Source organism: Bacteroidales bacterium, from assembly GCA_014860575.1.
GTDB lineage: Bacteria > Bacteroidota > Bacteroidia > Bacteroidales > JAAYJT01 > JAAYJT01.
The window spans coordinates 25,657-38,559 of record JACZJK010000040.1; the positions used below are offsets into that span (position 1 = coordinate 25,657).

Annotated in this window: 10 protein-coding genes and 2 tRNA genes; 4 read left to right on the forward strand and 8 right to left on the reverse strand. The window is 42.2% G+C overall.

Annotated features, from left to right (window positions below):
* The first annotated feature begins 177 nt into the window (after positions 1-177).
* The 3 genes from IH597_10800 (at position 178) to IH597_10810 (ending at position 1,694) form a co-directional block, all read left to right on the forward strand.
* Positions 178-262 (forward strand) — tRNA-Ser (locus tag IH597_10800).
* Positions 263-416: 154 nt separating this feature from the next.
* Positions 417-1,532, forward strand: a complete 1,116-nt coding sequence (locus IH597_10805; GenBank protein ID MBE0662942.1) for an MFS transporter — start codon at positions 417-419, stop codon at positions 1,530-1,532.
* 75 nt (positions 1,533-1,607) lie between these two features.
* A tRNA-Ser gene (locus IH597_10810) sits at positions 1,608-1,694 on the forward strand.
* A gap of 156 nt (positions 1,695-1,850) precedes the next feature.
* Here the strand turns inward: IH597_10810 and IH597_10815 are convergent.
* From IH597_10815 to IH597_10840, 6 genes are all read right to left on the reverse strand, one after another.
* Positions 1,851-2,255, reverse strand: a complete 405-nt coding sequence (locus IH597_10815) for a response regulator (GenBank protein MBE0662943.1) — start codon at positions 2,253-2,255, stop codon at positions 1,851-1,853.
* Between the two features lie 143 nt (positions 2,256-2,398).
* Positions 2,399-3,166 carry a peroxide stress protein YaaA gene (yaaA, locus tag IH597_10820; protein MBE0662944.1) on the reverse strand — a complete coding sequence of 256 codons (768 nt, stop codon included), beginning with the start codon at positions 3,164-3,166 and terminating at the stop codon, positions 2,399-2,401.
* A 91-nt stretch (positions 3,167-3,257) separates the two neighbouring features.
* The gene (locus IH597_10825) at positions 3,258-3,929 is read right to left on the reverse strand and encodes a putative DNA binding domain-containing protein (GenBank protein ID MBE0662945.1); all 672 of its coding nucleotides are present in this window, start codon (positions 3,927-3,929) and stop codon (positions 3,258-3,260) included.
* A gap of 68 nt (positions 3,930-3,997) precedes the next feature.
* Positions 3,998-4,462 carry an aspartate carbamoyltransferase regulatory subunit gene (locus tag IH597_10830; GenBank protein ID MBE0662946.1) on the reverse strand — a complete coding sequence of 155 codons (465 nt, stop codon included), beginning with the start codon at positions 4,460-4,462 and terminating at the stop codon, positions 3,998-4,000.
* Between the two features lie 32 nt (positions 4,463-4,494).
* Positions 4,495-5,400, reverse strand: coding sequence for an aspartate carbamoyltransferase (gene pyrB / locus IH597_10835; protein MBE0662947.1), 906 nt, complete (start codon positions 5,398-5,400; stop codon positions 4,495-4,497).
* Between the two features lie 139 nt (positions 5,401-5,539).
* Entirely contained in the window at positions 5,540-6,880 is a 1,341-nt protein-coding gene (locus IH597_10840) for a GTPase (GenBank protein ID MBE0662948.1), read from the reverse strand.
* Positions 6,881-7,128: 248 nt separating this feature from the next.
* Between IH597_10840 and IH597_10845 the strand changes: the two genes are divergently transcribed.
* On the forward strand, positions 7,129-8,928 hold the full coding sequence (locus IH597_10845; GenBank protein MBE0662949.1) for an arginine--tRNA ligase: 1,800 nt from the start codon (positions 7,129-7,131) through the stop codon (positions 8,926-8,928).
* Between the two features lie 147 nt (positions 8,929-9,075).
* Here IH597_10845 and IH597_10850 read toward each other — a convergent pair whose 3' ends face one another.
* On the reverse strand, positions 9,076-10,632 hold the full coding sequence (locus IH597_10850) for a T9SS type A sorting domain-containing protein (protein ID MBE0662950.1): 1,557 nt from the start codon (positions 10,630-10,632) through the stop codon (positions 9,076-9,078).
* Positions 10,633-10,883: 251 nt separating this feature from the next.
* Entirely contained in the window at positions 10,884-12,806 is a 1,923-nt protein-coding gene (locus tag IH597_10855) for a T9SS type A sorting domain-containing protein (protein ID MBE0662951.1), read from the reverse strand.
* Between the last annotated feature and the right edge of the window lie 97 nt (positions 12,807-12,903).

Sequence of the window (12,903 nt, forward strand, 5' to 3'; positions counted from 1 at the left end):
AATCATCTTTTTTATTGCCATACAGCTTATTAAAATGAAAATGGGTTGGTGGTTATTACCCACAAAAGTACTGATTTTTAAAAAGAAAATCAATTTCTCTTGCCGATGATTTGTTATTTGAACACGAATATTATTGCCGGAGGTTTCGGAATCAACATAATTTTTTAATTTTGCAGCGGAGAGATGGCAGAGCGGTCGATTGCGGCGGTCTTGAAAACCGTTGAGGGTAATACCTCCGGGGGTTCGAATCCCTCTCTCTCCGCAAGTACAAAGGTAAAGGCTGTTTCTAACACGGAAACAGCCTTTGTTTGTTATAATTATTTCCTGATTTTGTGAAGCCTGCAACTCACTTTTCTGTTACAAGGAACCTGGCGGCCTTATACTTTATTAAGATCGCCAAATGGATGAATTTTGTCATGCCTGTTATCGTATTGTTCTATCAATCGAACGACATGAGCATGCAGGATATTTTTACCCTGAAAGCCATTTATTCATTCACCTTAATGTTTTTTGAGATCCCAACGGGTTATCTTGCAGATAAACTTGGCCGGCGCACAAGTATTCTTATTGGATCAGTATTGGGTGTTGCCGGCTTCCTGATTTACAGCTTCTCTTTTGGATTCTTTGAGTTTGTGGTGGCAGAAATTGCCCTTGGCATAAGCCTGAGCCTGGTTTCGGGTGCAGACTCCGCGATGCTTTACGACACACTCAAAGCGGGTAATCAATCTGATAAATACACCCGGATAGAAGGCAAGATTTCATCGGCCGGGAATTTTGCAGAAGCACTTGCCGGAATCATAGGAGGATTGATTGCCGTTGTTTCTTTGCGAACCCCTTTTTACGTTCAAACATTTGTAGCCGCTTTAGCGATTCCAGCGGCACTAATACTTCGGGAACCGGAAGTAGTTTCACAACGATTGCAAACCGGGTTCATGCAGATTCCGAAAATTATTAAAGATTCCCTTCATATCAACAAAAAGTTGAAATGGACAATACTGCTGTCGGCGGCTATTGGTGCCAGCACCCTGACTATGGCCTGGTTCGTTCAGCCGTACTTTATTATGAGTGGGATGGCAGTGGCATGGTTTGGGGTTGGCTGGGCTGTTTTAAACGTTGCTGCCGGCATAGGGGCTTATCATGCCTGGCGGGTTGAACTAAAAGTCGGTTCAAAATCCATGGTTACACTCATGGTGATCATGCTGGCATCAGGTTTTATAGCAATATCTGTTGTTCCATTTATACCTGGCTTTATCATTCTCCTTGTTTTTTATATTTTTCGCGGACTGGCAACACCAACCCTACGTAATTATATCAATCAGCATACAGAATCAGAAGTCAGGGCAACAGTAATGTCGTTGAGAAATTTTATCATCAGGTTGATTTTTGCTATAGTTGGACCTTTTTTTGGTTGGCTTACCGATGTATATAGCCTTCAAACTGCTTTTATGATAGCAGGTATATTTTTCGGCGTGATAAGCAGTATCACGTTGTTTTATTTTCTTAAACACTCCGCTTTCGATGCAGGGAAGTGATTTTATAATTGAGTCAGGAGCAGGAAATATTGCAACTGCTAAAATAGTTCTTACTTTTGCAGTCCTTTTTTATTCGGAGAGATGCCAGAGCGGTCGAATGGGGCGGTCTCGAAAACCGTTGTCCGCGTAGGTGGACCCAGGGTTCGAATCCCTGTCTCTCCGCTAAAAAATTCATTATCAATGTGTTACAGCATTGAATTAAGATTTGGTTCAAGATCAAAATAGAATCTAAAATGCACTTTAAAATCAAAAAACCCTGCATTGTAAGGTGCAGGGTTTTTACTTTATTGAATCCGTCCCGAAATAGTATGTCTTGGGTTATGCTTTTAACAGATCTTCAACCTTGTTCAGCAGTTGTGCCGCATTAACAGGTTTTTGGAAATAGGCAATATCATCGTAGGACATCATTTCTATATCTTCGTCTTCTTCCAGAGGATTTGCTGAGTGGAATATCACGGGAATACTCTGGCGCTGTTCCTTGATAAGCCGGGTTGCCTCAACACCATTTAATTTGGGCATCATATAATCCATTATTACCAGGTCAATATGATCGGTGTTAAGAAAACTTTCAACAGCAGCCTCACCATCCTGAGCCCAGATTACAGTAGCTTTTGTCCTCTCAAAAATGGCTTTGAGTAAAACAAAGTTTATCTTTTGATCTTCAGCAATCAGAATTACCTTATTGCCCCAGTCGTAAGATCTGTATGTTGTATTATCTTGCATAACTGGTGTTTTTTAAGTACATATTCATTTTAGGTTTTCAAAGATTGTGCCACCTGATTAAGGGGCTGTATTTCAATTGATCATAAATTTCTAGGTAAAGCTATTGGTTTCATAATGGGACAAGTTTGTATTTTAAGGACATTTCAATTGCGGGTAAATACCCATGTGTTGCCTTTTGTTAAACCGTCATTAAAATAATATCCGTCATCACTGAAAAGCTTTAATTTCTCTGGGTTTGTTATGCCATTCCTGATGATGTACCCACTCATCAATCCCCGGGCTTTTTTCGCAAAAAACGAAATAACCTTATACTGTCCGTTTTTGAAATCCTTAAAAACCGGGGTTATAATCTGAACCTCTGATTCTTTGCTATCAACTACTTTGGAGTATTCTTCAGAGGCAAGATTCACTAATGTTTTTGCATTGGTTTCGTTAATCACATGCTCAAGATGTGCAGTCACCTTGCTGGTCCAGAATGCATACAGATTTTTCGACTTGCCAACTTTTAACGGCGTGGCCATCTCAATGCGATAGGGCAATATGCGATCGAGCGGACGTAAAACCCCATAAAGGCCTGAAATTATCCTCAGGTGCTTTTGCGCAAATTCCAGCTCGGAGTCTGAAAAGTTTTCAGCCTGCAAGCCCTGGTAAACATCTCCTTTGTAAGAGAGTACAGCCGGTTTCCCTTCAGTACTATGTGCATCTGTGTTCCATACAGAATAGCGGTTCGCATTCAAATCAGCCAATTTTGGACTAACATTCAGAAACCTGGCGAGTTGTTTAGGATTATACCGCCTTAGCTCAGCGGCTACAAGTGAAGCTTCCTCAAGATAGAGTGGTAGAGTTGACGAAACATCATTCCTGATGCGATTGAAATCAAGTGTCTTTGAGGGAGAAAGAATAACGAGCATAGTGGCTAATGGTTGATCTTGAATGTAAAATGATGTCTGGACGGATGTGAATTTCTTTGCTTAAATAACAATGCCTTAGGCATAATGTTTTTTACCATTTCTTAAATCCTTGCGGATACTTCTCATTCAACGGAAATTCCAGGTTTGGATCCCTGAGCTTATAATAACAGCCGTTTTCGGTGAGAATTTGCTCAACAATATCAAGGGCAATCAGGTTTGCCAGGGTTTTCTCAGCCTTGTATTTGCTGAGGTTCGCCATACGACAAAACTTTGACAGGGTCACACTGAAATTTTCATCCAGGTAATGCAGCAGGGTTTTTTCTTTTTCTGTGTAAGCCAGGAAAACACCTTTTATTGCCTTTTTTCTTCGACGTGCCTGCAGGTAGATGCTGTTGGCCAGCAAATTATGATCATCAACCCTGATGTAGACTTTCCAGTTACCATCTTTGTCGGGTGCATAATGAAGTGTTTCAGAATCGGGCAAGATGGTGATTTCCAGCACTTTTCTGCCTTCTACAGTCCATTCATGCGTTTGGAAACTGATGGAAGGCCTGCAGTACAGGTTTGCAGCGGCATCAACCATATAGTATTCTTCTTCTGAACGCACACCAGCAACCACACCATTATCTTTCACGCCTATCAGCAATGTACCGCCTTCGCTGTTTGTAAAGGCAACGAGTGAACGCGCAATCTTACGGGAATCGCTGATTTCAAACTTAAAATCAAGATGTTGGCCTTCGCCGCGTTCAATCAGTTTTTTTATGTAGCTGCTCACTTCAACCCGCTTTTGGTTTTAAACGGGAATAATCAGAATTTGTTTTTAATGGTTGACTACAGAAAAGTCACATTGTCTTTTGCCGTGATTTTTTCACAGTAATGACATTGCAGGCGAAGATCGGCCTTGTCAATCACATTGAAGCGGGTAATTATCTTCTCGTGATTGGTGATGCAGTTTGGATTAAAACATTTAACAATCTTTACAACTTCATCCGGTATTTCAACATTGCGTTTTTCAACGATCTGAAAGTCCCTGATAACAATCATTGTTGCTGTTGGCGCTACCAGTGCAATTTTGTTAATTTCATCACTTTTGAAGAATTTGTTGCTTAGTTTCAGTATACCCTTCTGACCATATTTCTGACTGTCGAGGTTCATACCAATCAGTATCTGGCTCTCATATTTTTCGAGGTTCAGGATGCGAACCACCTGGAAAAGGTTGTGAGCGGGTATGTGGTCAATCACGGTGCCATTTTCAATGGCTGACACTTTCAGTTCTTTTCTTTGATCCTTATTCATTTTAAATGCCTTTTTTTTGTTTTAAACCAAAGTTATACTCCCAGAATACTTGCAAGCAACGCCTGGCGGACATAAACTCCATTGAGGGCCTGCTCAAAATAATATGCTTGTGGCATATCATCAACATCTTCGCTAATTTCGTTTACGCGAGGCAAAGGATGCAGCACTTTCATATTTTCCCTGGCTGTTACCAGCATCTTGCTCGAGAGGACATAGGAGTTTTTCACTTTTTCGTATTCAATGGGATCAGAAAATCTTTCTTTCTGTATGCGGGTCATGTAAATGATGTCAGCATGGGGAACAGCTTCGCTCAAATCAGTGTATTGATGATAGTTGAGCTGCTTTTCTTTTATATGCATTTTCACTGAGCTTGGCAGTTTCAACTCCTGCGGGGAAACAAGATGAAAGGTTGTATTGAAATTGCACAATGCAATAACAAGGGAGTGCACGGTTCGGCCATATTTCAGATCGCCAACAAAAGCTACGTGGAGGTTATCAAGATGCCCCTGTGTTTTTCTGATTGAATAAAGATCCAACAGGCATTGCGTTGGATGCTGGTTCGCACCATCGCCGGCGTTGATAATGGGCACCGATGCGACTTCAGATGCAAAGCGTGCGCTGCCTTCGCGCGGATGGCGCATTACAATCAGATCGCTGTAGTTGCATACCGTTTTTATGGTGTCTTTTAAGGATTCACCTTTCTGAACACTCGATGAAGCTGAGTCAGTAAATCCGATCACCTTGCCGCCGAGACGGTTCACTGCACTTTCAAAGCTTAGCCTGGTGCGTGTTGAAGGTTCGAAAAACAGTGTGGCCACTACAAAATTTTCGAGAATTTTCTGCGTGGGATTTTTCTCGAACTCCATCGCCCGATCCAGTATCCGGATGCTCTCTTCTTTGCTGAAATCATTGATTGAAACTAAACTCCTTTTTTTCATCTTGTAAATTATTTGTTGATATTCATTGGATTATAGCTGACATAATCCGGTTTTAAAAGTATAGACTCCTGTCAAAATGGGAGGGTATTGTTAATATTTCTTGATAAAAAAAGCGGCCCGAATGAGCCGCTTTTTTTAATTATTTCAAATTGTGTTTATTAACAAAATCTGCAAGGACTTCTTTCAGATCGGGTTTGCCGATTTCCTGCAAATCGTAATAAACACGTGTGTTAGGTTTGTCAATCTTGATGATGCGGTTAAGATCAATCGGAGTACCGATGATCACTGAATCACATTCTGTATTGGCGATAGTTGCTTCGAGATCCCTGGTTTGTTGTTCTCCATATCCCATGGCTGGCAGAAGCGAACCAATGTTTGGATAAGTTTTGAAAGTATCAGCCAACCGGCCAACAACGTAAGGGCGTGGATCAACAATCTCTGCTGCGCCAAATTTCTGTGCTGCCACAATACCGGCGCCTATTTTCATTTCGCCGTGCGTGAGCGTTGGGCCGTCTTCTACAACGAGTACACGTTTGCCGCGGATCAAAGAGGTATCGTCAACCATGATAGGTGAAGCGCCGTCAATTACAATTGCATTGGGATTAACACTTGCAATACTCTGGCGAACCGTCTGAATGTCTTCTGGGGCTGAAGTATCAATCTTATTTATAACCACAACATCGGCGATTCTTAATACAACCTCGCCCGGATAATAACTTAGCTCGTGGCCTGCGCGATGTGGATCGGTAACTGTAACCATCAGGTCGGGTTTGTAGAATGGAAAATCGTTATTTCCGCCGTCCCAAAGCACAACATCACAACCATCCGGATCCTTTTCGGCGGCACGCAGTATTGCTTCATAATCAACACCTGCATAAATAACGTTACCGCGAACCACATGTGGTTCATACTCTTCCATTTCTTCAATGGTGCATTCGTGCAGTTTTAAGTCTTCAACAGTTGCGAACCGTTGCACTTTTTGTTTCACCAAATCGCCGTATGGCATAGGATGGCGAACTGCAACTACTTTTAAACCCTGCTCCATGAGTATCTCGATGATACGGCGCGAGGTTTGGCTTTTGCCACACCCAGTTCGGATTGCGCCAACGGCAATTACAGGTTTGGTGCTTTTTACATAAGTATCACGAGGACCCAGCAAAACGAAATTGGCTCCGGCTGCGTTTACAATAGCGCTGATTCCCATTACTTTATTGTAGGAAACATCGCTGTAAGAAAACACACAGTCGTCAATATTATGTTTTTTAATCAGGTCAACAAGTTCATCCTGGGCGTAGATTGGAATACCGTCGGGATAAAGATCTTTTCCGGCCAGTTCGGCAGGGTATTTACGCCCGTCAATGTCGGGAATCTGGGCAGCTGTGAAGGCTACCACTTTGTAGGCAGAGTTACCCCGGAAGTACATGTTGAAATTGTGAAAATCCCTTCCTGCAGCTCCGATGATGATTACTTTCTTCTTCATATAGATAAGTTTAATTAAAGATTAGTATATCAGATAATTATATATGCTTTCCAGATTCGAGAGACATGCAAAGATACTTCTTTAAGTGTGCGGCACAAGTACCTGTTTTTGAAAATTTTACTAACAGTTTGTTAATCGCTTGATTTTCAGATGAAAAATAATTTCATAATAAGTTGATTATAAACGCTTTGTAATTGTATTTTTACATGTAGTAAAAAGAGTAATTTTGCCGGATACAATCAATCACTATGATATACGACACTTTACTCAAGGCCGCTACCGAAGCAATCGAGGATATTTATGGAAGCAGGATTTCTGCTGAAAGCATGCAGGTTCAGAAAACTAAAAAGGAATTTGAAGGCGATTTTACAATCGTACTTTTTGGCGCTTCAAAATTGCTTAAAACATCTCCTGAGAAGTTGGGTCAGGAAATTGGAGAAAATCTGTTGAAAAGCCATCACGAATTAATTAGCGGGTTCAATATTATTAAAGGCTTTTTGAACCTGACCTTGTGTGATAGTTTCTGGTTAGAATTTTTCATGACCGCTATTTCAGATCCTAAATTTGGGTTCGGAAAACAAACCGATAAAGAGCCTGTACTGATTGAGTTCTCATCACCAAATACAAACAAACCTTTACATCTAGGGCATATCCGCAACAATTTGCTGGGCCATTCCATTGCTGAAATTTTAAAAGCGAATGGTAAGAAAGTTGTTAAACTGAACCTTGTAAACGACCGGGGAATTCACATTTGCAAATCCATGCTGGCCTGGAAACAATGGGGCAATGGTGAAACCCCTGCCAACGCCCGCTTAAAGGGCGATCATCTGGTAGGCAAATATTATGTGTTGTTCGACCGCCATTATAAAACCGAACTGGCTAAATTAACGGATCAGGGACTTTCATCTGATGAAGCGGAGCAGCGTTCAACCTTGATGGCACAGGCCAGGGAAATGCTGCGAAAATGGGAAAATGGCGAAGCTGAGGTTCGGGAACTTTGGGAGAAAATGAACAATTGGGTTTATGAAGGTTTTACACAAACCTACCATCGTCTGGGCATTAATTTCGATACAATAGATTACGAATCTGAAACGTATCTTCTTGGAAAGGATATTGTTGCCAAGGGTGTTGAAGAGGGAAAACTTCGGGTAAAGGATGACGGATCGGTTTGGGCAGATTTAAGTGCTTTTAACCTGGATGAAAAAGCATTGTTGCGATCGGACGGCACCTCGGTTTACATGACGCAAGATCTTGGCACAGCCTGCGCAAGGTTTGAGAAATATCATCCGCAGCAGATGATTTACGTGGTGGGCAATGAGCAAAACCATCATTTTGATGTGCTGAAGAAAGTTCTTGTGTTGCTGGGTTATTCCTGGGCTGAGAAAATGTTGCATTTATCGTATGGCATGGTTGAATTGCCTCAGGGTAAAATGAAATCGCGCGAGGGTACGGTGGTTGATGCTGACGACCTGATGCAGGAAATGTATAATACAGCGCGGGAAACTACCACAGAACTTGGAAAAACCGAAGGATTCAGTGAAACGGAACTCGATACATTGTTTAACATGCTTGGCCTTGGCGCCCTTAAATATTTTATCCTGAAAGTTGATCCACGCAAAACAATGCTGTTTAATCCCCAGGATTCAATAGATTTCAACGGAAATACCGGGCCTTTTATCCAATATACACATGCCAGGATACAATCAGTGTATCGTAAGGCCGTTGATGCCGGTTGGGATGTTGAAAGCTTAAACTGGCATGTTGGCGTTCCTGAAATACTTCCCCAAAAGGAAAAAGCTTTGTTGCGTATTTTATTTGAATACCCCATTGCAGTGAAGGAAGCCGGCGATCAGTTAAGCCCGGCAGCAATCGCAAATTACGTGTACGAACTTGCACGGGAGTACAACCAATTTTATCATGAGTTTCCAATTCTGCGTGAAGAAAACACCGATCTGGCAACATTCCGTTTGGCCTTATCTATTTTTACGGGGCAAATAATTAAACAGTCAATGAGATTATTAGGTATTGATGTGCCGGACAGAATGTGATTTATTTTAGATGAACTACTCAATTCTCTAAACTTCCTAAACTATCAACACTCTAAACTTCTAAACTTTCTTAGCGTCTTAGAGAAATTCACTGAATAAACCAGTTTTAGGATCAATGCCAGAACTTTACTTCAAATCCTGTATTCGTTAAAGCCCCGCCACAACCATCTTGCGGATCAGAGTCAATTTATCACTTTTTAGATTCACGTAATAAACTCCTGGCGGAAGCTTATGTTTTGAAGCATCGAAAGTAACACGATAACTACCTCTTGCTTTAAAAGTGTTGTGTTCCAATGTTGCTAAGTTTCTTCCAAACTGATCATATACGGCAAGCTGAATGATGCCAGGCTCGGAAAGCTTATAAGAAAATGTCGTAGTTTGAAGAAAGGGGTTCGGATAATTTTGTTCCAGACTGAATGGACGAAGTTCCTTTTCCGGTATGCCGACATTGATATCAACAATTGCCGTCCAGATGCTGTTATTGCTGTTATCCATGCGTGTCCAGACGGGCCTTACCATGTTATTGTAGACCGCAATGTTATTGTAGTCTCCAAAAAATACGTTTGGTGTCGGGGAAAACGGCGATTCGCTGATCAGGATGTTTTCGAAAGTTTCACCACCATCATGAGAAATAGCCAGGTACACATCAGTCTTGTTATCCACATAATTCCGGCGGTCGTAGAAAACAAAATACAGATGGCCGGTAACCTGGTCAACATCCATCCAGGTAAAAAACTGGTGCTTTCCGGGGGGGTCATCATTCACGCGTTTGGGTTCAGTCCAGGTTTCGCCACCATCGGTTGATTTTACGAGCCAAACGTCTGTGTCGTCCGAACCATTGCTTTGATCCGCGTAATTGATATAAATTGTTCCGTGGTTTGGCCCTCCACTCAGGTCGCATTTGGTTATCGGCATCCCGTTTGACCGGAAGATTCCGGGTATAGAAATATCCCACCCACCAGGTTGTGCTGTAACGAAAATGTCTTCCTCAAGCCAGGTTTCGCCCTGATCCAGAGAGCGGTCGAATACAATTCCTGCCGGTCCTGACCATGAAACGTAAATCTCGCCATTGGGTCCTACTGCGGGCACAGCGCCTTCGGTGGTATCGTCGCTATCAATGCAGTTGCCTGCAACTTCGTTGATACGAAACGCGGGGCTCCATGTTTGTCCTGTATCTGTTGACTTGCTGAACATGATATTGCTTTCACAAAGCGGGTTGCTGCTGCCATAGTCGTCAAACTGAGTCCAGGTAACGTAGATGTTATTATTTGTGCGATCAACCACGCCCCATTCCTTGTCCTGGGCCTTGGCTCCATTCAGACCCATAAAAGTTCCGGCACCCCAGGTGCGGCCTATTTTATCGAATTTCTGGCAAACGATGCGGTCAATCCAGTTTCCTGAAACCGGGTTCGAAAGATGAAAGAAATAGAAATCACCAAGTGTATCGGCAATGATTACCGGGTCGCCCCATACACCATAATCAGGTTCGGTAAGGATGCCATGCTCCCAGCTGAGGCCGCCATCTTCCGAGTAGAAATAATTGTTGAGGTTGGTTCCGGCCATGATTTCCAAGGTATTCTTTGGATTGATGTAAATACTTGGTTCATTGAATCCTCCATAATCGCTCATTCTTACATTGAGGTACTGGGCGTTCAAAATAATAGAGCAGGTTGAAAGAGAAATCAATAGAAATAAATTTTTCATAGCCTTCCGGAATTAAGATGAAACCTTTGCGACAATTACAAAAACGTTGCTTACAAAAGTAGGGATAATATTTCAAGCTTTATTGGGTGGTGCGATCACCAAAAAATGACTGCCTCAAGAAGTTAATTCTTGTCATCCTGAACGAAGTGATGGATCTGAACTATCTTGATATTCTTCGATGCGTTCAGGATGACAAAAAAAAGTAAAACCACTAGTTTTAAGGCAGCCTTTTTTGAAAATACTTTCTCAGTTTATCGCACCATTACCTTTTGGTTTGAAGTCCCTGCTTCGGATTCAATTTGCAGATGATACATGCCAGGTGTAAGTCCATTTGTGTTGATGTTGATAGTTTTATCATTAACCAATGTGGAAATTACAAGTTGCCCGGTACTATTGAAAACCTTAATCTCCCTGATGTTGCGATTGGCCTGAACGTGCAGGAAACCGGTCGCAGGATTCGGGTACACCATTACCGCATTGGGTTCGCCAAGTGCGTTGATTCCGATATAATAATCAAACGTTACCGGAACTTCAATGATGAAGTTATCCGGATCGTTGCTTTCAATTAACAAATATGCGTAATAGGCTTTTATTTCCAGACCTGCCGAATTGAAAGTCACTGTAACAATATCCTCTGCCATCGGCTCAACTATGCCTGATTCCGGGCTTACAGAAAGCCAGCTTAGAGCTTGGTAAGTAATAACATTTTCTTCTGGACTTGTGCTTTCTACGTATTCAATATTTATATAATAGGACAACGGGCCTTCACCTATATTACCTATAGTCATTTCCTGTGTCTCAATCTGGTTTGGTACGATTTGTTGCATCAATTCGCCAGGGTTAACTACAATTGTAGGTGGCAGGAAATAAGAAACAATAAGTGTCGCTGGAACACTGACTGTTGGATTGCCGGGATCATTGCTTGTTATCTGAAGAACAGCTTCGTAATCGCCATAATCCAGGCCTGTTGCATCAAAAGTAACCATTACATCCAGGGTTTGTCCGGCACCAACGGTTCCGGTAGAAATAGCTGTATAGAGCCAATCATCGGGTGGAGGAGTGATCGCAATGATTTCATATCCGAAAATTTTGTTAGGTTCTCCTTGTGTACAACCACCAAGGGTTATTGTACCTTCAAAAAGGTCGGGATAAATCCATAAACCACCTGCAAGATGTTGCGCTCCATGTTCGCCACTAATACTGTGTGATACGCCGGTGAGCGTTCCATCAGGCATGGTCATCTGCTCAACCTGGCAGCCCAGATCCGTAATTGTTCCAGTAAAGAGCCACATATAAGGGCCGCCTGGTGATAGCTCATCATATGCAATGCCGTAACAACTTGGAGTTGTTGGTCCTACCAGAAGAATAGTACCTGTACGGCTTACCAGCGTTAAAGCTGTTGACCAGTTATTGACCCAAAATCCATCTGCTGCCTCATCGTACGCAATTGCCCTTACTGCACCGGTATAGGGAATAGTGCTTACAAGTACTTCGTTCACGAAATCCATCTTCCATATGCCTGTATTAGCTACTGCATTGCTGCCATAGAAAAACTCACCATCAAAAGCCAGGTCCCTGATACCAGTAACTCCAGGGATTGTGAATGTTTCAATAAAAGTTCCATCAAGGGCGAATTTATTTATTGACGGGCCAATCCAAACTGCTGTATAGATATATTCGCCATCGGTTTCACTACCGGCGTGGTTTGACATAGCTGAAGATGTTTGCACATCATACACAAATTGCAGGTCCCACATCGCAAGTGTGTTTTCCACTTCACGAGGTGTTGCTGAAGGATCGGTTTCTGCATTGGCAGTGTTGCCGTATGCAAAGTCAAGTTCGAGGAAATGGTATTGTTGTTTCTGTCCTCTTTTGCCAATAAAGTCAATCTCGATAGTAAAATTAAGATCATCTTCGCCAATGTTGCTGATTGACAAAACCTGAACTGATGCGGCGTTTGGCTCGAGCACTTCCGAGAGGGCAGTGGGGTTTACAGAAATTTCGGGGTCAAGACGATCGTAGGCAGCTGCACAAGCAAGATTGTCATCAACCATAAGCACGTGATTCAATTCATGTGAAGACGCTGTGATCCCGGTAGCTTGTGCGAGCCATTGCGCAACTGATTGCAAACTAATAGCAATTATTGCGCTAAACAGAAGTACTTTCTTTATCATTAGGTTTATTTTGCCACACCTGAGTACTAACACAAAGCAAATGTAATAATAATTGGTTGGGTTAGTTTTGATCGATGATAAAATTAATGATTATCAA